Below are 22,998 nucleotides of genomic sequence, written 5' to 3'. Positions count from 1 at the left end.
GGAAATCAATGATAGGAATATATTTATTAATAGCTGCTTTGTCTTTTTTATTTCTTTATTTTGCTGTAAAAAAAATCATTTTAAATGTTGATAGAAAAGCGTTATTAGAGCCTATAAAGATGGATATTTATCCAGAATTTTGCGAAGTGATTAATGATAAAATCAGAGCTTTTAAGGATCGCATAGAAGAAATAAAATTGAAAAATCAAACTGATAAAGATCAATTTTTAGAAAAACTCAGTGATGCAAGTAGAGAACTTACTTTTATCCAAACAATGAATTTGAGCAATAAAAATAATAATATTTGGGAAAATGAACTTTTTGAATTTTTAGAAAAAATAGAAAATATTTTAATTCATTTTTTAGAAAATGGCGAAGAGGAATCAGAAAATTTAAGAAAATTTTTAATGCAAGAATTTCAAAGATTAAAATTTAAATCAGGCAACTAATTTGTAGTCGTTTGATTGTTATCAAGTACTGGTTTTAAAAAATCTTCATTAATTAAAATATTAACCACATCTTTAAACATTGGCAAAGCACTTTGAGCCGCATAATAACTATAAGGCTTGGTAGGATTTCTTACTAAAACTCCTACGGTATAAGCGTGTGTAGCGTCATTGGCAAAGCCAAAAAATGAAGCGTTGTAGCGGTTTGAAGTATAACCTTGTCTTTCGGCAATTCTAGCTGTTCCTGTTTTGCCTCCCAAAGTAACTCCTTTTGTGAAAGCTTTTCTTCCGGTTCCTTTTTCGATAACGTCGATTAATATTCTTTGCATAAGTTGAGCTGATTGTGGGTTTAAAATAGTTTCTTTTTTTATATCATTATCTAAACTAACAAAACGTCCATCTTGATAATATTTTTCAGCTAAACGCGGAGTAATATAAACTCCATTATTGTTAAAAACATTATATGCAGCCAGTAATTGCATAAAAGTGGTCTTAAGTCCATAGCCATAGCTTAGTACCGATTTTTCTATTTCTCTTAGATGCTTAGGGTTTGGAATTTCTCCTTTTTGTTCATAAGGAAGATCAATACCGCTTTTATTTCCAAAATTAAAGGTTTTTAAACCTGTGATAATTTCTAAATTGCTAAGTCTTTGCGCGATTTGAATCATCCCTATATTTGAAGAATATCTTATAACCTCCTCAGCGGTCATTTTATCCATTCTGTGATCATCTCTAATGGTAAATCGTCCCAATTTATAGGATCCGCCATAAGTATCAATGATTTCATCAAGAGTTATTTTATTAAGTCTTAATGCAGTGATAAAAATAAAAGGTTTGATTACCGATCCTGCTTCATAGCCGTATTCAATGGCGCTAGCATTTAACACCGATAAATCTTTACTACGATTTTCAGGATCGTAACGTCTTGAGCTTGCTAGGGCTAAAATTTTTCCCGTTTTACTATCCATAACTCCTACGATAATTTCATTAGCCTTTAGATCTTCATTGCGTTCATCAATGGCTTTTTCAATACTTTTTTGAAGTTTTAAAGAAACATTAAGATATAAATCACAACCATTGATTTTTTTTTGCTGTAGTGATTTTAAATTTAAAATGATATTTCCACCGATATCTTTTAAACCTTGAATTTTTTCATTTTGCAAGGGGCTTAAGCATTGATCATAGTATTTTTCTAAGCCTTTAACACCGATATTTTTTAAAATCCCACTTTCTGGATCCAAGACAACTTTTGTATAGCCTATGGCAGGAGTGAGTGCATCGTGTGACATATAAATTCTATCTTCTTCATGTTCGATAATATTTAAACCTCTAGTTTCAACTTTACCAGCATTATTGGCAAATGCTTTAAAAAATCCTTGTATATATAATTTTTTTGCAAGATCTTTAAGATAGTTGGCTTGCTTAGAGTCTAAATTTTGAGAAAGGATAAAATTATAGGAGCGTTTTTTTTGATTTTGCATCCTTTTTCTTATATCTGCAATTTCTTTATCGCTAAATCCACTATAGATTTGAAAAAGTTTTAAAAAAAGATCAAACTTATCTCTATCAATACTTCTTAAATCAATTTCAGCACGATAAATTTGCTTTGAGGTTGTAACGGTAAAATTATCTTTTGTGATAATATTACCACGTAAAGCTAAAGAATATTGATCTTTTTCGGTATTGGGAATATGACGTTTAGAAGTGAGTATAAAGGTTGAGCTTAAAAAAATAATCATAAACAAAAGTGCCATACAATAAGCAAAGGCAACTTTTGAAACACGATTTTTTTTATTTTCTTGCATAGAAATTTAAATTTGAGTTCTTGTAATTTCTTTATAAGCACTAATAGCTTTATTTCTAACCTCTAACATAAATTTCATACTGCTTTCAGCTTTATTAATAGCAATAGCAGCTTGGTGTAAATCTTTAACTTGTCCTGTAGCAATATCTGTCATAGCAGCTTCGCCAGTTTTTTGAGTTTTGTTTAAATCATCGATTTCATTTTTAAGCATTTTAGCAAATTCATCACCAATGTTATTTTGCTGTATATTTTGGTTTGCACTTGCTTTTGAAATATTATTTAATCTTAAATCATTAATATTATTCATTCGTTATTATCCTCTTAATAAATCAATTGCGCTTTGCGCGATAGTTTTTGCACTTGTAAAAGCACTGACATTTGCTTGATAAGCTCTTGTTGCTTCGATTAAATCAGCCATTTCAATTACAGGATTGATATTAGGATAAGCCACATAACCTTCAGCATTTGCATCAGGATTGCTTGGATCGTATTTCATTCTAAAATCTTTATCATCTCTTACAACTTTATCCACAACTACACTTTGAATAGCTGGTTTAGCTTCTTCTGGAGAGTCTAGATCGTTTAAAGGATTTTCATATTTTAAAAAATTATTATCCTTACTGATTTGTTCGTTTAAAAGTTTATCAAAATCCGTTGCTTTAAAGATCACTTCGCGTCTTCTATAAGGTCCGCCTTCTGCCGTTCTAGTTGTATTTGCATTAGCTATATTGGAGCTAATAACATTCATTCTAAAACGTTGAGCGCTTAAACCATATCCGCTAATATCAAAATCACTTAAGTATGCCATAATTTACCTTTAACTTAATTTAGAACTTGCATCAAGTATGGAGCTAAATATATTACTTTGTCTTCTTAAAACCCCATCAAGAGCTGTAATCATAACTGTATTTTTACTCATTTCTGTAGTCTCAACATCCAAATCTACGGTATTGCCATCATTTCTTGCTAAGTGTCCGTCTCTTAAATAAATGGTTGATTTATTAGGATCTGGAAATTTCCAAGGTTCTTGATGTCCTTTTTCTGTTACAGCTAATTTTAATTCTTTATCATCGCTCTTTTTAAAAATTTCATTAGCGCGATGTACTAAAGCAGTTTCAAATTCTATATCTCTTGATTTATAAAAAGGAGTGTCGACATTTGCGAGGTTAGAATTGATCAATTGATTTCTAAGATTTCTACCTGCTAAAGCACTAGTAACAAGTTCTTTTGATTTAAATGGATCAATCATCTTTTATCCTTTTTATTTATAATTTTAAAATTAATAAGCAAATATTGTTCCAACTTTGCAAATTTTTATCTATTTTTTTGTAAATTGATGGCTTTATTATGATCGTTTAAATTACTTGTAAAAATATGCACTCCAGTATTTTTGTCGCGTACAAAATACAAATAGTCTGTTTTTGCTGGAAAAATAGCTGCACGAATTGCAGCTAAAGAAACATTACAAACTGCTTCTTTTGGCAAGCCTTCAAATTTATAAGTATTATAAAAAGTTTTATCTTGCCTGATTCTTTGAGGTGTAACTTTTTCATGAGAATAAATTCCATAATTTAAAGTCCCATCCATTTGTAATTTCATACCTTTTTTAAGACGATTGTAAATTACACTAGCAACTATAGGCATTTCTGATTCATTGGCAGCTTCTTTTTGAATAACAGAAGCTATAATGATATATTGATGCCATTTTTTGGGATTGTATTGTCCAAAAATTTTCTTAGAAGTGGTTTGATTTGATTTTTCAGAGATAGCAAGTAAATTTTTTATCAATAAGCTTTCTGAAATTCCTTTTGGAATTTCATAGGTTTCTGGTAAAAAAACCCCTTCTAAATAAGGAGCTTGGTTTTGAAATTCGGATAAAAGTATTTCTTTATTAAGTCCTAATTTTTTAGAAATTTGATCTAGGAAAACAACACTTGTTTCTCCAGGAATCAAAGTGATTGTTTCAAGCGCAGCTTTAGCGATGGTTAATTTGTATAAAAATTCAATTCTATTTAGTTTTTGGGCATTCATATCAATCCATCCAGATTGCGGGTGCCCTAAAAAAAATAAAATATATTTATCAATAGTGCTCATTTCATATTTTTTTTCTTTAAGATATGATATAATCTGAGTAATAGAGCCTTTTGGTATAAAAATAACAGAATCGCTTTTTAAAGGTTGAGTTAAATAATAACAAATTCCCAAAATCAATATCAATAAGAAGTTGCGCATGAAAAAGAAAATATTATATACACTAGCAGTATTATTTGTATTATTATCAATTATATTTTTAGTGCTAAAAAACGGAATATTCATTTCTAGTATCCAATTTGATTTTTTAAAGGTTCAGCAATTATATATTAAATTAGATAAAAAACTTATTTTTCGAGCAAAAAATATTGCTTTAAATTTAAATAATACCTCAAATGATAATTCTAATTTTGACTCTAAAGCTTTGTTAAAGGTAATGAAAAATCTAAAATATTTGTATTATTTGATCGAAGAGGTGAATATTGAAAATTTATCTTTTAAGAATCAAAAGTTAAAAATTTTATTTAAGGATGGTGATTATTTTATCGATAGTGATGATGTTTTTTTAAAAGCTTCTTTTACTGTAAATAAAGGTGGTTTGTTAGGAATGATTAATTCCTTAAAACTTAAAAAATATGATTTAAATTTAAATGGTGTTTTAGAAATAAAAACAAAAAGTAATTTTTATAATTTAAATTTAAATGCAAATGGTAGTAATTTAGCTTTTAAAAGCACGATAAGTTATAAAGATAATAAATTACTTTACAAAATTAATGATCTAAATGTAACAAATATACAAAATATAGCAGCTATGATTAGAAAAGATTTTACCTTAGATAAAACTTTAGATGATTGGTTGTTTAAAAATGTTATTGGAGAATTTTATCATTTAGATTTTTTACAAGGTTTTATAGACTTTAAACAAAATAATTATTACTTAGATAATATTAATGCTTTAGGATATATTAGTAAAGTTAAGGTGCTTTTGGATAGCAATATGAATGCTATTGAAATTACAAGAGTTGATTTAAATTTAAGTCAGCAAAGATTAGACTTTCAATTTGATAAAGCCTCTTATAATGGATCAGATTTGAGTGAAAGTAAGGTTTATTTGTACAATCTTTTTAACGAGGAAAAAGCTGGAATTTATTTGCGTATAAAATCTGATAATTTAAAATTGGATGAAAAACTTGAAAAAGCTTTGCAAAATTATCATCTTAACTTGCCTTTTTATCAAAAAAGCGGATCTATTAAGACGGATTTGGAACTTAAAATTGATTTTCATGAGAAAGGGCGATTTCTTTATAATGGAATTTTTTATTTAAATAATGCCAATATATCTTTAGCTGATATGAATATTTCTAAGGGCTTGATTAGATTAGCGCAGGATAATTTAAATATAGAAGATGCTAATGTAGAAAATCAGTATTTTAAAGCCAATATAAATGCCAAAATCAATCTAAAAGACAAACAAGGAATTTTTAATATTCAGCTTTATAAGTTGCATTTTGATGATGATTTGTTGGATGTTAAAAATCAAAATATCACTCTTAATTTGGATTTTAATCAAGATGTGCTGACTATACCAGAATGGAGTTTGATAACTAATTTTAAAAATGGATTAGAAATCAATTTAAACAATCCCAATGTTTTAATTTCTTATTCTAAAGCTCTTAAAGATTTTGGTTTTAGCGAGGTTAAGAGTGTTTATTTTAAAACTTTAGATTTTAAAGATTTTGATTTGCAAGCACAAGAAGTTAGTTTTAACCATGATTTATTTATCAATAATCAAACACCTTACAATAAAGATAGTTTTAGTGTTGTAAGAAAAAATGATATTATATATATTAATACTCAAAGTGATCTCATAAGCGCTACAATATCTTCACTTAAAAAAGAAATACAAATAAAAAATCTAACTTATGTTTATAAAAAAGACAAAGATTCTTCAAATAGTTTTGATATTGGCAAAAATAAACAAAATATTATTTTTAGTGGGGCTAATTGCGCTTTAGTATTGGCTGATATGAATAAAACTTTAGCTTTTGATAAATTGGAAGTGGATTTAAATGGAAATGTTTTAAATGTGCAAGGTTCAAGGGGGAGTACAAATTTAAATTTTTATTATAGTCCGGATGATTTAAAACTTTTTGTTAAAAATATAAACGATCAATATTTAAACGAATTCTTACAGAAGCAAACAGTGCAAGATGGAATTTTTAACTTAAGCATTATTGGAAGTGGGGTTGATTATTTTGATGGAGAATTTGATTTTAAAAATACTTTTGTGAAAGATTTAAAAGGTGTCAATCAGCTAATCTCGTTTATCGATACGGTTCCTAGTTTATTGATGTTTAAAACTCCAACCTTTAATAAAAAAGGTTTAAAATTTCAAAATGGAAAAGTTATTTTTAATCGAAAAAAAGATTTATTGAGTTTTAGTGCTATTAATTTAGATGGAGATAGCGTTGATATTTATGGTTTGGGTAGCGCGAATTTACGTCTTGATACTATAGATTTGAATTTAGAGCTAAAAACTTTAAAATCAGCCTCTGAAACTATTTCAAAAGTTCCGATTTTAAATTATGTTATTTTAGGAAAAAATCAAGAAATAAGTACAAATATTAAGGTGAATGGAAAGCTTGATGATCCAAAATTTCATACCCAAATTTTAACCGATACTTTAAAAACTCCATTTAACTTGATTAAAAACATTGTACAGTTGCCTAAAAATTTATTTGAATAATTAAAGTTTATTTTTAAGTTAAAATAAACTTTAATTATATCTTTGCAATTTTTTATATTCGCAATGTATTTTTAATAATTAAAGATAATAATTTAAGAAAGTCCATCTTTTGATGGTTATTATCAAAATTTTTATTAATATTTTAAAATTGCTTATTATTAAGTGAATTAAAATAAAAACAATGTGTTACAAAATTACCCAAAAGCTAAAAATTAGGATGAAAAAATTACAATTATTGGTTCAGGAAATATAGGTTTAAGTCTTTCTTATGGTTTGATTTTACGTGAATTAGTTAGTAAAATTGTTATGATTGATAAATGAAAAAATGTTGATTGTAAAAGAATTGGAGTCATTTTAAAGCATAGCTGCTTTTAATTTAGATCTTAAATTAATTTGTACTCAAGAATATACATATACTAAAAATTCTGATACCATTATTTTAGCGTGGGATTTACTTAAAAAGATCAAGGCGGAGAATAGCTTTAAAACCTAATTCCAATATTTTTGCTTAATTATCTTGTACAAAAGCAAGCTTTTTTCATCTAAAAAATGTTGCTATGGTAGGAGTTTTTAGATAATGCACATTTTATTATAAGTTGGCTAAAAAATTAAAGATTAAAATATTCAATAGACCAAACTTATATGCTTTCATAATGATGATATGATTTTGGTTAAATCTCATACAAAAATTAATGGTAAAAATATAGATGAGTTTTTAAGATGAAAAGAATTTGAAGATTTGGAAAATGAAGTTAAAACAGGTGGATTAATATCTACTTCAGCTTATTTGGCTCCGACTTGTGCTTGTATTAGAATGATAGAACCAATAAGAAGTAGAGAATTGGCGCCTATGAGTGTAATTAATTTTTGGGATTAAAAATAAAGTCTTTGGAGTGATGGTAAGATTAAGTCTTAAAGGCGTGGTTAAAATTATGGTTATTAAATTAAGTGCCAAAGAAAAACAAAAATTAGAATTATCTTTGCTCAAATATTATTATAAAAAAGAAAATTAAAAAAAAGTTTTATAAATTTCTTAGTTGAGTTTGAATTATTTTAGATATAATAAATCAAGAATTAAATAAAAAAGGAAAGAAATAATGAGTCTAAAAGCTCCAAAAGATACTCCAGTATGGGTAGATGAGCATCGATGTAAAGCTTGTAATATTTGTGTAAGTTATTGTCCAGCAGGTGTTTTAGCTATGCGTGATGATGTGCATGCTGTTTTAGGACAAATGATAGAGGTGGTTCATCCAGAATCTTGCATAGGTTGTACTGAATGTGAAACGCATTGTCCCGATTTTGCTATTATGGTGGCTAAAAGAGATGAATTTAAATTTGCCAAACTTACACCAGAAGCTAAAGATAGAGCTTTAGCTGTTAGAAATAATCAATATAAAAAATTAGCTTAGGAAAAAAACAATGAGAGAAGTTATAGCAACAGGTAATGTTTTAATTGCACAGGCTACCATTGATTGTGGTTGTAAATTTTTTGGAGGTTATCCTATTACCCCAAGTAGTGAAATTGCTCACGAATTAAGTCATTTGCTTCCAGCTAATGATGGAACTTTTATACAAATGGAAGACGAAATTTCAGGGATAAGTGTTGCTATTGGCGCAGCAATGAGCGGAGTAAAGGCTATGACGGCAAGTAGTGGTCCAGGAATTTCTTTAAAGGCAGAGCAAATTGGACTTGCATTTATAGCTGAAATTCCACTAGTAATAGTCAATGTTATGCGCGGCGGACCTTCAACAGGTTTGCCAACTCGCGTAGCACAAGGGGATTTGTTTCAAGCAAAGGCTCCAACTCATGGAGATTTTGCAAGCATAGCCATTGCACCCGCTTCGCTTGAAGAGGCTTATTTAGAAACCATTAGAGCCTTTAATTTGGCTGAAAAATACATGACTCCTGTGTTTTTACTCATGGATGAAACAGTGGGACATATGAATGGTAAAGCGATATTGCCTGATTTAAAAGACATTAAAATTTATAACCGTAAAAAATTTGAAGGCGATAAAAAAGATTATAAACCTTATGCAGCTGGCGAAAATGAAGCTGCAACTCTTAATCCTTTTTTTACAGGCTATCGCTACCATGTGACAGGGCTTCATCATGGTGATATCGGTTTTCCAACAGAAGATGGAGCTATAGTAAAAAAAAATATAGAAAGACTTATAGGTAAAATTAATAATAATCGTGAAGATATTTGCACTTATGAAGAATACATGCTTGATGATGCTGAATTTTTAATTATAGCTTATGGAAGTGTAAGTCGATCGGTGAAAGAAGCTATTCAAAGGCTTAGAGAAGATGAGATTAAAGTAGGTCTTTTTCGTCCTATCACTCTTTATCCTGTAGCAGAGAAAAAAATTGCTAAAGTGGTGAGTCAATTTGAAAAAGTTATGGTAACGGAATTAAATATGGGTCAATATCTTGAAGAGATTGAAAGGGTGAGTTCGCGTCGCGACTTTATCAGTTTGCATCGTGCAAATGGGCGTCCTATTACCCCTAGTGAAATTATTGCTAAAGTGAAGGAGAATATATAAATGGCATTTAATTATGATGAATATTTAAGAACTGATAAACTCCCAACTCAATGGTGTTGGGGTTGTGGGGATGGCGTTGTTTTAAAATGTATTATCCGCGCAATTGAAAAACTTGGTTGGAGCATGGATGATGTATGTCTTGTTTCAGGGATTGGTTGTAGTGGTAGGATGAGTTCTTATGTTAATTGCAATACTGTACATACTACACATGGTAGAGCCATTGCTTATGCAACGGGGATAAAATTAGCAAATCCAACCAAACATGTCATTGTAGTCAGCGGAGATGGCGATACTTTAGCAATTGGCGGAAATCATACTATACATGGTTGTCGTAGAAATATAGATTTAACGCATATAGTGATTAATAATTTTATTTATGGACTCACAAATTCGCAAACTTCTCCAACAACTCCTAAAGGTTTTTATACCGTAACTGCACAATTTGGAAATATTGATCCAAATTTTGATGCTTGTAAATTAACAAAAGCTGCAGGAGCTTCATTTGTTGCAAGAGGGAATGTAATAGAGGCAAATAAACTTGAAAATTTAATTTATAAAGCTTTAGCACACAAAGGTTATAGCTTTGTTGATGTTTTTTCAAATTGTCATATCAATCTAGGAAGAAAAAATAAGATGGGAGAAGCAACTGCAATGCTTGATTGGATTAAAAATCGTGTTGTAGAAAAAGCTAAATTCGAAAATATGGATTTTGAAGAAAGAAAAGATAAATTTCCAACTGGGGTTTTGCATGAAGATAATTCTCAACCAGAATATTGTCAAGCTTATGAGGAAGTGCGTCGTGCAGCCAAAGAAAAAAGAATGGTTGATTTAGGAGCTTTGAAATGAAATATCAATTAAGATTTGGCGGTGAAGGTGGACAAGGAGTCATCACTGCAGGAGAGATTTTAGCTGAGGCTGCAATCAAAGAAGGACGTCAAGCTTTTAAAGCATCAACTTATACTTCTCAAGTAAGAGGGGGCCCTACAAAAGTAGATATTATCATAGACGATAAAGAAATTCTGTTTCCTTATGCTGTAGAAGGAGAAGTTGATTTTATGCTTTCAACTGCTGATAAGGGTTATAAAGGTTTTCGTAGTGGCGTAAAAGAAGGTGGAATTATCGTTATAGAGCCTAATTTGGTGCATCCTGAAAATGAGGATTATAAAAGATGGCAGATTTTTAAAATTCCAATTATTGCTATAGCTAAAGATGAAGTGGGTAATGTTGCAACCCAATCTGTTGTAGCTTTGGCTATCGCTGCTTATATGAGTAAATGTATTAATTTAGATGTTTTAAAGGAGACAATGTTGCATATGGTTCCGCCAAAAACTCGCGACGCAAATTCAAAAGCTTTTGATTTGGGTGTTAAATACGCTAAAGAGAGCAAGCCTGTTCAATTATAGTTTTTTTGGGGTTTTTATCCCAAATTTTATTAATTAAAGATTTTGTAGTTTAGCTACTTTTAACGATTAAAATTTTATAATCAAAAACTTACTATTTTCAAGGAAAATAATGGATATCTTTGATGAAATGTTTAATAAAACCCCTAAAGAAAAATTTTTAGAAATCATACAAAATGGGAATTTAGGAGCCTTAGAAAAAGTATTTGAAAATTTTTTTGCTGAATATATAAGTATGATTGAGCTTTTAGAGAAACAAGGCTTAAATGAAATGGATGTTAAAAATTTTATATTTGAAAATGGAGATTTAATCAAACAAAGATTAGATGATATTTATATAGATTTGGGTGCTCAAATTTTAGGACATGAGGGTTAATGCAAAGATTGTTAAAATTATTTTTTCTTTCATTGTTTATTTTAGTGTGTGAGAGTCATTTAAATGCAGCTCCAGTCTTTGAATACACTTATAAATTTGTTCTTAAAAAAGATCAAAGAGCAAGTGTGCAAATTAAAGAAGTTGGCTATGAAAATAAGGTTCAAAATTTTGATTTTTATTGGACTTTATTTGACAATACAAACATCATCGTTCAATCTAAATTCCGTAAATATCCAAGGCAATTTGTGATGAGTTTGCGAAGAAATTTAGATTGGGTTACTCAAACTTTAATTCCTGATTATACAAATCCAAATATAGATAGAGCAAGGCTTATTTTAGAATTTAGTGGCTATAATAAAGGCTTAGCAACTTTTACGGTTTATATTGAAGATAAGGAATCTCGCGTGATGGTAGAATTTTTAGATCCAAGAAAAACACCGCTTCCAAATCCACCGCAAAATAATCAAGTTGTTCCTATGATTGATTTTAATCAACCACAAGTTAAACCATTGACAAGTTGGGATAAATAGCAAAAAAAGGAAATAAATATGCAAGCAATAGATGATTTGATACAAAAATTTTTAAAAGAGTTAAATTATCAACCCATATTAGAAATGCTTTTGCATGTTAAATCAGGAAAAAAGTTGCGTTCTAAATTACTTTTAGCTATTTCAGGAGAAAACAAAGGGGCATTAATCATTTGTGCAGCTATTGAACTTATACATTTAGCAAGTTTGTTGCATGATGATATTATTGATGAGAGTGAGTTAAGAAGAGGGTCAAAATCTGTTAATTCAGAATTTGGAACAAAAAATGCTTTAATGTTAGGAGATATTTTATACTCTAAAGCCTTTTATGAATTAAGTCAAATGAACACTCAATTTGCAAGTATTATTTCTGATGCAGTTATCAAGCTTTCTGTAGGTGAACTTATGGATGTTAATCTAAGTCAAGGTTTTAATACCGATAAAGATAAATATTTAAGTATGATTTATAATAAAACAGCAGTTTTGATCGAAGCAAGTGCAAAATGCGGAGCTATTTTAGCCGGTTTGGATGAAAAATCTTTTGGAGAATATGGAAAAAATTTAGGATTTGCTTTTCAAATGATTGATGATATTTTAGATATCAAAGGAGATGAAAAAACACTAGGAAAACCTTCTATGGCAGATTTTAAAGAAGGAAAGGTTACTTTGCCTTATATATACCTTTTTGAAAATTTGGATAAAGAGGGAAAAAAACAATTAAAATCAATGTTTAAAAAAGATTTAAATGAGCAAGAAAAAATATGGATAAATACTCAATTTAAAGAAAAAGAAATTTTGGAAAAATCAATTTTAGAGGCTAAAAAATATGCTAAAAAAGCAATTAATGCTATAGAAAAATATTCTAATCAAAAATTAAAAGATATTGTTGAAGCAATGATAGATAGGAATTTTTAATGTATTATTGCGTTTCTTTTACTCATAAAAATACTGATCTTGCTTTAAGAGAAAAATTAAGTTTTGCAGATGAAACAAAAAAATATGAATTTTTACGCATGATCAATGCGCATGAAAATATCGAAGAAAGTTTGATAATTAGCACCTGTAATCGTGTGGAGATTCTTGCTTTTGTTAAAAATGCTTGTTCAGAATATATTATCAAAACCTTAGCTTTATTGTGTGATGTTGATCAAAATGAGTTGCTAAAAAAAGCCGATATATTTGAGGATAGTGGAGCAATACACCATCTTTTTTCAGTGGCAAGTTCTTTAGATAGTCTTGTTGTGGGTGAAACTCAAATTGCAGGACAAATTAAAGATGCTTTTTCATTTGCCCTAAAGAATGAATTTTGCAAAACTCATATTTCAAGGGCATTGCACTGTGCTTTTAAGTGCGCTGCTAAAGTCCGCACAGAAACTCAAATTTCAAAAAATCCTATTTCAGTTTCTAGCGTTGCTGTAGCTAAAGCAAAGGAACTTTTAGATTTAACTCAAAAAAGAGCTGTGATTATAGGGGCTGGAGAAATGGCTGAGCTTGCAGCTAAGCATTTGATTGCCAGTGGAGCTAGGATTATTATTTTAAATCGCGATATACAAAAAGCAAAATTACTTTGTGAAAAATTAGGCAATTTATATCAATATGATAGCTTAGAGAATTTAAAGCTATATTTAAATCAGTATGAACTCTTTTTTTCAGCCACTAATGCGACCCATGCTATTATTACTAATGCTTTAATCGAAGAAGTTTCCCATAAAAGATATTTTTTTGATATTGCCGTACCACGTGATATTGATATTAAAGAAAATGATAAAATTTTTGTTTTTGCCGTTGATGATCTACAAGCTGTTGTTCAAAAAAATTTAGCTTTAAGGGAAAATGAAGCACGTATGGCTTATGGTATTATAGGGCAAGAAACATCGGATTTTTTTAGATATTTAAATGATTTAGCTTTAAATCCAATCATTAAGGCTATACGTTTAAAAGCAAAAGAGTGTGCAGATAAACAACTTGACATTGCTTTAAAAAAAGGTTATTTAAAACATTCTGATAAAGATGAGGCAAGAAAACTGATCCATCAAGTTTTTAAAGCTTTTTTACACAATCCAACTGTAAATTTAAAGCACCTTCAAGGAAAAATTCAAAGCGATACAGTGATTAATGCTATGCGTTATGTTTTTGATTTGAAAAATAATCTTGAGGGTTTAAATCAATACAAATGCGATTTTAACATGGAGAATAACGATGAAATTTAGTCAATTATATGCGCCAAGCACAAAAGAGACTCCCAAAGATGCAAGTTTGCCAAGTCATATTTTTTTAGTTCGATCTGGTTTTATTGAACAAATTGGTAGCGGGCTTTATAATTTTTTGCCTTTAGGGAAAAGAGTTTTAGACAAAATTCGCGCCATAGTTAAAGAAGAAATGGATAAAGCTGGAGCACAAGAGGTAAATCTTAGTTTTGTTACCCCAGCTAGTTTATGGCAAGAAAGTGGGCGTTATAATGTTTTTGGAAAAGAGCTCTTGCGTTTTAAAGATAGGAAAGAAAATGATTTTGTTTTAGGTCCAACTCATGAAGAAGCAATGGTTTCTTTGGTTAAAAATAAAATTACAAGTTATAAGCAACTTCCTTTGCATTTGTATCAAATCGGTTGGAAATTTAGAGATGAAGCGCGTCCACGTTTCGGGCTTTTAAGATGTAGAGAATTTTTAATGAAAGATGGTTATAGCTTTCATAAAAATGAAGAAGATTTGGATCGTGAATTTGATTTAATGCATGAAACTTATTCTTGTATCTTAAAAAGAATGGGGCTTGATTTTAGGGCTGTTGAGGCTGATAGTGGATCAATAGGTGGAAGTGGCTCTAAGGAATTTATGGTTTTAGCAAAAAATGGCGAAGATGATATCTTGCTTTGTGAAAATTGTGATTATGCTGCGAATATTGAAGCGGCAAAAAGAGCTAAAAAAACTTGCGATAAAGAGCGCCCAGAAGCTAGTTATGCGAGTAAATTTCACACCCCTAATGTTAAAAGCATTAAAGAATTGGCTGATTTTTTTAAGATTGATGAATTTTATACTGTTAAGGCGGTTGCAAAAAAAGCTATTTATGAAAATGAAAGCAAATTAGTTGTGTTTTTTATACGTGGATGCGATGATTTGCAAGAGGTTAAAGCACAGAATGCTTGTAAGGCTTTAGAGCTTATTGATGCGGATGAAAGTGAATTACTTAATGCGGGATTATTTCCTGGTTTTATCGGGTTTATAGGCCTTAAAGATATAGATTTTTATCTTGATCAAGAGCTTGAAAATGAAAAACAAATGATTATTGGAGCTAATGAAAAAGATTATCATTTGGTAGGAATTGATGTTGTTAATCTCAATAAAGATCGTTTTAAGGATTTAGTAGAGGTTAAAGAAAATGATTGTTGTTTAAAATGTGGTGCAAAGCTAAGAAAAAGTAAAGGGATAGAAGTAGGACATATTTTTAAGCTAGGGCAAAAATATTCTAAAACCATGAGTGCACATTTTTTAGACGAAAACGGAAAAACTCAAGCATTTTATATGGGTTGCTATGGAATTGGAGTTTCTCGTTTAGTAGCTGTTGCTATTGAGGCTAGCCATGATGAAAAAGGTTGTATTTGGAATCAAACTTTGGCTCCTTTTGTTATCGATATCATCATTTCAAATATAAAAGATGAAGAAGCTTGTCAATTTGCACATCAAATTTATCATCAATTGCAAGATTTAGGTATCGAAATTTTACTTGATGATAGAAACGAACGTTTTGGTGTGAAAATGAATGATTTTGAATTAATGGGTTTTCCTTATGCCTTAGTGATCGGCAAAGGATTGCAAAACAATGAAATAGAACTCATACAAAGAAAAAACCTAAGCAAAGAAGTGATTAAAACAGAACATATTGTAGAAATTATAAAAAAGAAAATACTATGAGTTATAAGCTTAAATTAAGTCCTTTATTTGCTGTAGAAATTATTTTTAGTCTATTATTTATTATCTTTTTTGGTTTTGGAAATTTTTTAATTTTTATTTTAGCAAGTATGATATTTGGTGTAATACTTTTAGGAGTTTTTTGGAAAAATATACTTGAATTTCAAATTTTAGGCTTTAAAAATATGCTGATGCAATTTTCTTTTATTATTGCTGGATTTTTACTTGTTTTTCCAGGAGTTTTAACAAGTTTTTTAGGGTTTTTAGTTTTTTTATTTGGCATTTTTTTAAAAATAGTTACTAAAACAAAATATACCTATAGGCAAAATCGAAATTCGAGCGAAGAAATCATTGATGTTGAAATTATAGAGGATGGAAAATGAATCAATTAATCATAGCTACAAGAAAAAGCGCTTTAGCTCTTTGGCAAAGTGAGCACATTGCACAGATTTTAAAAAATCAACACAATGTAGATGTTGTATTGCAAGGGTTTAAAACAAAAGGGGATATTTTACTTGATTCTCCTTTAGCTAAGATTGGTGGCAAGGGGCTTTTTACAAAAGAACTTGAAGAGAGTATGCTTAGAAATGAAGCGCATTTAGCGGTACATAGTTTAAAAGATGTCCCGAGTTTTTTTCCAAAAGGTTTGGTTTTAGCAGCAGTTAGCAAAAGAGAAAAAAGTAATGATGCCATGTTGAGTCAAAAATATGAAAATTTTCTTTCTTTACCTAAAGGAGCAAAAATAGGCACCACAAGTCTTAGGCGAAAAATGCAACTTTTGTTATTAAGGCCTGATTTAGAGATTATTTCTTTACGCGGAAATGTAAATTCTCGCATAGAAAAATTAAAAAAAGGTGATTTTGATGCTATTATACTTGCTTTAGCAGGTATAAAACGTTTAAAATTAGACAAAGAGATTAATTTTATCTATGAATTTAGCAAAGATGAACTCATTCCTGCAGCTTCTCAAGGTGCTTTAGGTATAGAGAGTGTTGAAGATGTAAAAATTTTAAATTTGCTAAAATGTTTAAATGATGAAAATACTTTAATAGAAACGACTATAGAGAGAGAATTCATTGCTACTTTAGAGGGTGGATGTCAAGTTCCTATAGGGATCAATGCTGAACTTAATGAAGATATGGTTTGTGTCCGTGCTATACTTGGTTTGCCTGATGGGAGTGAAATTTTAAAAGATAAGAGAATGATCAAAAAAAGCGAATTTAAAGGATTTGGTGAAATTTTAGCTAAAGAATTTATAAGCAAAGGGGCTAAAGAGCTATTAAAAAAAGCAGAGGATATGATATGAAGAATTTTATCCAAGTTTTAAAGGAAAATAATTTATTAAAAATTATTGAAGAACCTGTGGATGTAGATCTTGAAATCGCACATTTAGCTTATATTGAAGCCAAAAAAGAAGAGAATGGCAAGGCTTTGCTTTTTAAAAACCCTGTTGATAAAAAATTAGAAAAAAAATACAAATTTCCAGTTTTAATGAATACTTTTTGCAATCAAAAAGCTTTAAATTTAGCCTTTGGAAGAGATTTTAATGAAGTGGCTGATGAAATTTCAAAATTAACCAAACTTCATATTCCTACTAATTTTAGGGCTAAAATTGATTTTTTTATAAATTTATTGAGTTTTAAAAATGTTCCACCTAAAAGATTAGGCGTAAATAAGGCACTTTATAATTATGAAATTTTAAATTCTCTTAAAGAACTTCCTATACTTAAAACTTGGGAGGATGATGCAGGTAAATTTATCACTATGGGACAAGTTTATACTCATAATTTAGATAAAACTCAAAACAATCTTGGAATGTATCGTTTGCAAGTAAGCGGTGAAAATGAACTTTTAATGCATTGGCAAATCCATAAAGATGGTGCTAATTTTTATCATGAGTATAAAAAAGCAGGTTTTAAAAAAATGCCTGTTAGTGTAGCTATTGGTGGAGATCCGCTTTATATTTGGTGCTCTCAAGCTCCGTTACCAAAAGGAATTTTTGAACTTTTGCTTTATGGTTTTATCAAAAAAACTCCCGCTAAATTGACACCTTGCGATAATGGTGTTTTTGTTCCTTTTGATAGTGATATAGTTATAGAAGGTTATGTGGATTTAGAGGAATTTAAAATAGAAGGTCCTTTTGGCGATCATACAGGTTTTTATACTCCTGCAGAACTTTTTCCGGTCATGAAAGTTGAAAAAATTTATGCTAAAAAAGACGCGATTTATCAATCAACTGTTGTAGGAAAACCTCCTTTAGAGGATAGGATTATGGGACTTGGAACTGAACGTATTTTCTTGCCTCTTTTGCAAACTTCTGTTCCGGATTTGATTGATTATAAAATGCCTGAAAATGGAGTTTTTCACAATCTAATTTTAGCTAAAATTGATACAAAATACCCAGCACATGCGCAACAAATTATGCATGCTTTTTGGGGTGTAGGACAAATGAGTTTTGTTAAACATGCAATTTTTGTTGATAAAGATGCGCCTAGTTTAGATGATTATGATGCGTTAATTCCTTATATTCTCAATCGTTTTTGCGTACAAAAACTACTTATAAGCGAAGGAATTTGCGATCAGCTTGATCATGCTTCACCTAATTCTTGTTTTGGCGGAAAAGCAGGACTTGATGTTTGTGATAAAAATGAGATAGAAGAGCTTGAAATTTTAGAGGATGAAAAATTATTTGAACTTTTTAATTCTGAAGTAGAGCTTTTTGCTTTAAAGCAGTTTTATAAAGAATGCAAAAGCCCTATAGTTTGTATTTTACTTGATAAAAAAGAAAGAAATTCTCAAGTTTTTGAAAGATTGTTAAAATTTAAAAAACATTTTAGAATTTTAGTCTTTTTAGATACAAATAATAAATTAGAAAATCCATACATGCTAGTTTGGAGAGTGGTAAATAACATTGATGCAAAAAGAGATTTATTCGTAAAAGAGGATAGATTAGCTATTGATGCGAGTGCTAAAAATGAAACCGAGGGTTATACAAGAGCTTGGCCTCAGCAGACTGACTGTAACGAAAATATCATAAAAGATCTAATTTTGCGTAATATTTTAGACAATGATCCACAATTATTTAAAAAATTTGAAATTATGGGTTAGATAAAAATAATTTTTATTTTGGCACACTTTTTGCTTGTATAAAAATATATAAAAATTTTAAAATTTTTATTAAAAAGTATTCATAAAATTATTTTTTTGCCGATGTAGAGTTTAACTAGCAATAGAAGAAATTTTAAAAAGGATTTTAAAATGGAAATTTCGAAAGTAAATGGAAAAATGGATATGGTTTTGACTCAGATGAGTCAAGGAATTGAAAAATCTCAGAAAGCTAGTTCAGATATTCACGCTGAAAAACAAAGCCAAGGAGGCGATGATAATCAGCAAAATTTGGATGCTAAATTAGCAGATATTACAAATAAATTAAACGAACAAATGGATTCTTTAGATACTAATGTTCGTTTTGGATATAGCGATAAAACAGGTTCAATGTATATCAGCGTAACTGAAAAAAGCACAGGAAGAGAAATACGTAAAATTCCTAGTGAAGAGGCTATGAGATTGGCAGAATATTTTAAAGATGTAATCGGTATGATTTTTGATAAGGAGAGTTAAAAATGGCACTTGGTAGTTTATCGAGTTTAGGTTTTGGATCTGGGGTTTTAACTCAAGATACTCTAGATAAGTTAAAAGAAGCAGAGGAAAAAGCTAGAGTAGATCCTTATACAAAAAAAATAGAAGAAAATACAACCAAGCAAAAAGATTTAACTGAAATAAAAACAAAATTGCTTACATTTCAAACCGCAGTTTCTTCTTTGGCAGATGCGACTGCTTTTGCAAAGAGAAAAGTAAGTGCAAGTGTAACTACAAATCCTCCAGCAAGTTTGACAGCTAGTAGTGGGGTGTCTTTACAAAGTATGAAGATTAATGTAACTCAACTTGCACAAAAAGACGTTTATCAAAGTAAAGGTTTGGCAAATGATAGCGGTTTTATTAATTCAACATTAGAAAATCCTACTAATTTAACTTTTTTTTCTAATGGCAAAGAATATACAGTTACTGTTGATAAGAATACAACTTTTAGAGATTTAGCCGATAAGATTAATGAAGCAAGTGGCGGTGAGATAGTTGCAAAGATCGTAAATACAGGTGAAAAAGATACCCCTTATCGTTTAACTTTAACTAGTAAAGAAACCGGAGAAGACAGTGCTATTAGTTTTTACCCTGGTGGGAAAGATGCTGAAGGAAAATATCAATTTGATGAAAATGCTTTAGGGATTTTTGATAGTCTTGGATGGAAGCTTGATGATAGATCTGTGGGGATTGAAACTTTTGATCCGTCTAAGGATAAGAAAGGTGTAGGAATTGTTGATGACAAGGAAAATCCTTTACATATTCAAAAAGCCCAAAATGCTGAATTTACTCTTGATGGAATTAAAATGATACGTCAAAGTAATACCGTAACCGATCTAGGTGTAGGACTTACTTTGACTTTAAATAAAACCGGAGAAATTGATTTTGATGTTCAACAAGATAACGAAGCTGTAACTAAGGCCATGCAAGACTTAGTAGATGCGTATAATGATTTAGTAACCAATCTTAATGCTGCTACTGATTATAATTCTGAAACAGGAACCAAAGGAACCTTACAGGGTGTAACTGAAGTTAATTCTATACGTTCTACTATACTTTCTGCTTTATTTGATTCTCAATCAGTTAGTGGAACCGTTGAGGATGAAAATGGTAATAAAGTTAGTGCCACAGTTATGCTTTCTATGCAAGATTTTGGTTTAACTTTAAACGATGCTGGAACTTTGGATTTTGATTCATCTAAATTTGAAAGCAAGGTAAAAGAAAATCCTGATTTTGCAGAAAGCTTTTTTTCTGGAATTACCCAATATGAAGATATTAACCATACTGGAGATTTGATTAAAAAAGGAAGTTTAGATAAATACTTAATCAAGGATGAATCAAGTAGAGAAAGTGAAGAAAACAAAGGCCTTACTTTTGAACCTGGTAAATTTACTATAGTTTTTGGTGGTCAAACTTATGATGTATCAAAAACAACTGATGGAAAAAATTTCGTACTTACTGGTAAAACTGAAGAAGAAATGCTTCAAAATTTAGCCAGTCATATCAATAGTCTTGGTATAGATGGTTTAAAAGTAAAGGTAGAAAGTTATAATAAAAATGGAGAACAAGGTTTTAAGCTTAAATTTAGTGGTGATGGAAGTTCTGATTTTTCAATTAAAGGAGATCAAGAATTTCTTAAGCAATTTGGTTTAAGCGAAACGACTATAGCTGCTAAACCTATCGAAGGTAAGGGTATTTTTGCTCAACTTAAATCAACTCTTCAAGGCATAACAGGAACTAATGGTTCATTGACTAAATATGATGAAAGTTTGACTAATGATACAAAATCTTTAAATGAGTCAAAAAAATCAGCTCAAGATATGATTGATGCAAGATATGATACTATGGCAAATCAGTGGTTACAATATGAAAGTATTTTAAATAAACTCAATCAGCAATTAACCACAGTTACAAATATGATTAATGCTGCAAATAATTCAAACAGTTAAGGAAAATTTATGCAAAATAGTTTAGCTTATAATGCTTATTCTCAAAATCAAGTAGGGATAGAATCTTCTCAAAAATTGATTGAAATGCTCTATGAGGGCATCTTGCGTTTTTGTGCTAGAGCTAAAGTAGCTATTAAAAATGAAGATATAGAGCAAAGGGTTTATTTTGTTAAAAGAACTACAGCTATTTTTATAGAATTAATCAATACTTTAGACTATGAAAAAGGTGGAGAAGTAGCACATTATTTAAGCGGGCTTTATACTAGAGAAATTCAACTTCTATCTTTGGCAAATTTAGAAAATAACGAAGCTAGAATTGATGAGGTGATTAATGTAACCAAAGGATTATTGGAAGCTTGGAGAGATGTACACAATAATGAAGAAATGGCTTGATGATTTTAAACTTGCTTTAATACAAGAAAATATAGAAAATCTAGAAAGTCTTTTAGATGATTTAAATCTAAAAGACTTTGCAATTAATATAGCGCAAAAATCAAAAAATGATGATGAGCTTAGAGAAAATATAAATGACACTTTAATTCAAATCCAAGCTTTATTAAAAGAAGCTATAAATTTAATCATAGTAAAAAAAGACAATAAAGCTCATGATATTCAAAAATTTCAAAAAGCTTTAAAATATTTCAACTCTTAAATTTTGAGGATGAAAATAAAAATTTATTTTCATTAAATTATAAGCAAGACAGTGTTAGAATAAGCTTTTATAAAAAATTCTGAGGAAATTATGAAAGATTTATTTTTATTTAGTTCTTTATTTGATTCAAGTCATACTTTTTCTTATTTTTTTCACCTAGGTTTAGTAGCTTTTATTGCAGTAATCATTGCTTATAGAGCCACTAGTTCTATGCAATTTGTCCCTCGTGGTTTGCAAAATTTAGGAGAAGCTTTTTTGGAAGGTGTTCTTTCTATGGGGCGTGATACTTTAGGAGATGAAAAAAGTGCTAGAAAATACCTTCCTTTAGTAGCTACTTTGGGTATTATTATATTTTTTAGTAATGTTATAGGTATTATCCCTGGTTTTCATTCGCCAACGGCAAGTTTAAATTTAACTTTATCTTTAGCTATTATTGTTTTTGTTTATTATCATTTTGAAGGGATAAGAACTCAAGGCGTGGTGAGATATTTTTCTCATTTTATGGGACCTATTAAATTTTTAGCGCCTTTAATGTTTCCAATTGAAATTGTTTCTCATTTTTCTCGCGTAATCTCCCTATCTTTTCGTCTTTTTGGTAACATCAAAGGAGATGATTTGTTTTTAATGGTTATCTTAGCTCTTGTTCCTTATGTAGCGCCACTTCCTGCTTATGTGCTTTTAACTTTTATGGCTTTTTTGCAAGCTTTTATTTTTATGATTTTAACTTATGTATATTTAGCCGGAGCTGTTAAGATAGAGGAAGATCATTGATTTATATTTTAGAATTTTTCAAAGGTGCATCTTTGGCTTTAATGTTTTTTGGTGCATTTTTGATGTTTCTTAAATTTAATTCTTATATATATTTATGCTTAGGACTTACTCCGGGTTTGCTTTTAACTCTAATTTTTATTTTGCTAATAGAAAATTACCAACTTAAAAATAAGTTAAATAATATTTCTCATTAATTTTTAATATTTAATC

25 protein-coding genes and 1 pseudogene are annotated in these 22,998 nt (G+C 29.6%); 21 read left to right on the top strand and 5 right to left on the bottom strand.

Annotated features, from left to right (window positions below):
* Positions 1 to 8: 8 nt before the first annotated feature.
* The gene (locus H2277_RS01100) at positions 9 to 449 is read left to right on the top strand and encodes a hypothetical protein (RefSeq protein WP_337200568.1); all 441 of its coding nucleotides are present in this window, start codon (positions 9 to 11) and stop codon (positions 447 to 449) included.
* Here H2277_RS01100 and H2277_RS01095 read toward each other — a convergent pair.
* The 5 genes from H2277_RS01095 to mltG form a co-directional block, all read right to left on the bottom strand.
* On the bottom strand, positions 446 to 2,251 hold the full coding sequence (locus tag H2277_RS01095; RefSeq protein WP_337200567.1) for a penicillin-binding protein 2: 1,806 nt from the start codon (positions 2,249 to 2,251) through the stop codon (positions 446 to 448). The genes H2277_RS01100 and H2277_RS01095 overlap by 4 nt on opposite strands.
* 6 nt (positions 2,252 to 2,257) lie before the next feature.
* Positions 2,258 to 2,557, bottom strand: coding sequence for a flagellar hook-basal body complex protein FliE (gene fliE, locus H2277_RS01090; protein WP_337200566.1), 300 nt, complete (start codon positions 2,555 to 2,557; stop codon positions 2,258 to 2,260).
* A gap of 6 nt (positions 2,558 to 2,563) precedes the next feature.
* Positions 2,564 to 3,058 (bottom strand): flagellar basal body rod protein FlgC, encoded by a 495-nt coding sequence (gene flgC, locus H2277_RS01085; RefSeq protein WP_337200565.1) that lies wholly within the window; start codon positions 3,056 to 3,058, stop codon positions 2,564 to 2,566.
* A gap of 9 nt (positions 3,059 to 3,067) precedes the next feature.
* Positions 3,068 to 3,499, bottom strand: a complete 432-nt coding sequence (gene flgB, locus H2277_RS01080; protein ID WP_337200564.1) for a flagellar basal body rod protein FlgB — start codon at positions 3,497 to 3,499, stop codon at positions 3,068 to 3,070.
* A 65-nt stretch (positions 3,500 to 3,564) separates the two neighbouring features.
* Positions 3,565 to 4,566, bottom strand: a complete 1,002-nt coding sequence (mltG, locus tag H2277_RS01075; protein WP_337200563.1) for an endolytic transglycosylase MltG — start codon at positions 4,564 to 4,566, stop codon at positions 3,565 to 3,567.
* On the opposite strand from mltG, the gene H2277_RS01070 reads away from it, so the two are divergent.
* The 20 genes and pseudogenes from H2277_RS01070 (at position 4,481) to H2277_RS00975 (ending at position 22,982) form a co-directional block, all read left to right on the top strand.
* The gene (locus tag H2277_RS01070) at positions 4,481 to 7,027 is read left to right on the top strand and encodes an AsmA-like C-terminal domain-containing protein (RefSeq protein WP_337200562.1); all 2,547 of its coding nucleotides are present in this window, start codon (positions 4,481 to 4,483) and stop codon (positions 7,025 to 7,027) included. The two genes, mltG and H2277_RS01070, sit on opposite strands and share 86 nt — an antisense overlap.
* Before the next feature lie 225 nt (positions 7,028 to 7,252).
* Positions 7,253 to 8,040 (top strand): annotated as a pseudogene (locus H2277_RS01065) (malate dehydrogenase).
* An 84-nt stretch (positions 8,041 to 8,124) separates the two neighbouring features.
* A complete protein-coding gene (locus H2277_RS01060) occupies positions 8,125 to 8,436 on the top strand; it encodes a 4Fe-4S binding protein (protein WP_200280883.1) in 312 nt (103 codons plus the stop codon).
* A 10-nt stretch (positions 8,437 to 8,446) separates the two neighbouring features.
* On the top strand, positions 8,447 to 9,571 hold the full coding sequence (locus H2277_RS01055; RefSeq protein WP_337200561.1) for a 2-oxoglutarate synthase subunit alpha: 1,125 nt from the start codon (positions 8,447 to 8,449) through the stop codon (positions 9,569 to 9,571).
* Positions 9,572 to 10,417, top strand: a complete 846-nt coding sequence (locus tag H2277_RS01050; protein WP_337200560.1) for a 2-oxoglutarate ferredoxin oxidoreductase subunit beta — start codon at positions 9,572 to 9,574, stop codon at positions 10,415 to 10,417.
* Positions 10,414 to 10,974 carry a 2-oxoacid:acceptor oxidoreductase family protein gene (locus H2277_RS01045; protein WP_337200558.1) on the top strand — a complete coding sequence of 187 codons (561 nt, stop codon included), beginning with the start codon at positions 10,414 to 10,416 and terminating at the stop codon, positions 10,972 to 10,974. The genes H2277_RS01050 and H2277_RS01045 overlap by 4 nt, the downstream gene beginning before the upstream one ends.
* Before the next feature lie 109 nt (positions 10,975 to 11,083).
* Complete coding sequence (locus H2277_RS01040; RefSeq protein WP_337200557.1) at positions 11,084 to 11,347, top strand: DUF2018 family protein; 264 nt, start codon at positions 11,084 to 11,086, stop codon at positions 11,345 to 11,347.
* Entirely contained in the window at positions 11,347 to 11,877 is a 531-nt protein-coding gene (locus tag H2277_RS01035; RefSeq protein WP_337200556.1) for an exporting protein, read from the top strand. The genes H2277_RS01040 and H2277_RS01035 overlap by 1 nt, the downstream gene beginning before the upstream one ends.
* A gap of 18 nt (positions 11,878 to 11,895) precedes the next feature.
* The gene (locus H2277_RS01030; RefSeq protein ID WP_337200555.1) at positions 11,896 to 12,789 is read left to right on the top strand and encodes a polyprenyl synthetase family protein; all 894 of its coding nucleotides are present in this window, start codon (positions 11,896 to 11,898) and stop codon (positions 12,787 to 12,789) included.
* On the top strand, positions 12,789 to 14,084 hold the full coding sequence (gene hemA / locus H2277_RS01025) for a glutamyl-tRNA reductase (protein ID WP_337200554.1): 1,296 nt from the start codon (positions 12,789 to 12,791) through the stop codon (positions 14,082 to 14,084). Before H2277_RS01030 ends, hemA begins: the two co-directional genes overlap by 1 nt.
* Positions 14,074 to 15,780, top strand: a complete 1,707-nt coding sequence (locus H2277_RS01020; RefSeq protein WP_337200553.1) for a proline--tRNA ligase — start codon at positions 14,074 to 14,076, stop codon at positions 15,778 to 15,780. Before hemA ends, H2277_RS01020 begins: the two co-directional genes overlap by 11 nt.
* Positions 15,777 to 16,160 (top strand): integral memnbrane protein, encoded by a 384-nt coding sequence (locus tag H2277_RS01015; RefSeq protein ID WP_337200552.1) that lies wholly within the window; start codon positions 15,777 to 15,779, stop codon positions 16,158 to 16,160. Before H2277_RS01020 ends, H2277_RS01015 begins: the two co-directional genes overlap by 4 nt.
* Positions 16,157 to 17,083 carry a hydroxymethylbilane synthase gene (gene hemC / locus H2277_RS01010; protein WP_337200551.1) on the top strand — a complete coding sequence of 309 codons (927 nt, stop codon included), beginning with the start codon at positions 16,157 to 16,159 and terminating at the stop codon, positions 17,081 to 17,083. Before H2277_RS01015 ends, hemC begins: the two co-directional genes overlap by 4 nt.
* Entirely contained in the window at positions 17,080 to 18,885 is a 1,806-nt protein-coding gene (locus tag H2277_RS01005; RefSeq protein ID WP_337200550.1) for a menaquinone biosynthesis decarboxylase, read from the top strand. Before hemC ends, H2277_RS01005 begins: the two co-directional genes overlap by 4 nt.
* A gap of 150 nt (positions 18,886 to 19,035) precedes the next feature.
* A complete protein-coding gene (locus H2277_RS01000; protein WP_337200549.1) occupies positions 19,036 to 19,398 on the top strand; it encodes a FlaG family protein in 363 nt (120 codons plus the stop codon).
* A gap of 2 nt (positions 19,399 to 19,400) precedes the next feature.
* Positions 19,401 to 21,365, top strand: coding sequence for a flagellar filament capping protein FliD (gene fliD, locus H2277_RS00995; RefSeq protein ID WP_337200548.1), 1,965 nt, complete (start codon positions 19,401 to 19,403; stop codon positions 21,363 to 21,365).
* A 9-nt stretch (positions 21,366 to 21,374) separates the two neighbouring features.
* The gene (gene fliS, locus H2277_RS00990) at positions 21,375 to 21,758 is read left to right on the top strand and encodes a flagellar export chaperone FliS (RefSeq protein WP_337200547.1); all 384 of its coding nucleotides are present in this window, start codon (positions 21,375 to 21,377) and stop codon (positions 21,756 to 21,758) included.
* The gene (locus H2277_RS00985) at positions 21,742 to 22,017 is read left to right on the top strand and encodes a hypothetical protein (protein WP_337200546.1); all 276 of its coding nucleotides are present in this window, start codon (positions 21,742 to 21,744) and stop codon (positions 22,015 to 22,017) included. Before fliS ends, H2277_RS00985 begins: the two co-directional genes overlap by 17 nt.
* A 90-nt stretch (positions 22,018 to 22,107) precedes the next feature.
* Positions 22,108 to 22,788, top strand: coding sequence for a F0F1 ATP synthase subunit A (locus tag H2277_RS00980; RefSeq protein ID WP_337200545.1), 681 nt, complete (start codon positions 22,108 to 22,110; stop codon positions 22,786 to 22,788).
* The gene (locus tag H2277_RS00975; RefSeq protein WP_337200544.1) at positions 22,785 to 22,982 is read left to right on the top strand and encodes a hypothetical protein; all 198 of its coding nucleotides are present in this window, start codon (positions 22,785 to 22,787) and stop codon (positions 22,980 to 22,982) included. The genes H2277_RS00980 and H2277_RS00975 overlap by 4 nt, the downstream gene beginning before the upstream one ends.
* Positions 22,983 to 22,998: the final 16 nt, after the last annotated feature.

Origin of the sequence: Campylobacter sp. W0014 (assembly GCF_020135975.1) — a bacterium.
Classification (GTDB): domain Bacteria; phylum Campylobacterota; class Campylobacteria; order Campylobacterales; family Campylobacteraceae; genus Campylobacter_D.
Note: the sequence above shows the minus strand (reverse complement) of the source record. Positions and strands in the feature narration are given on the sequence as shown.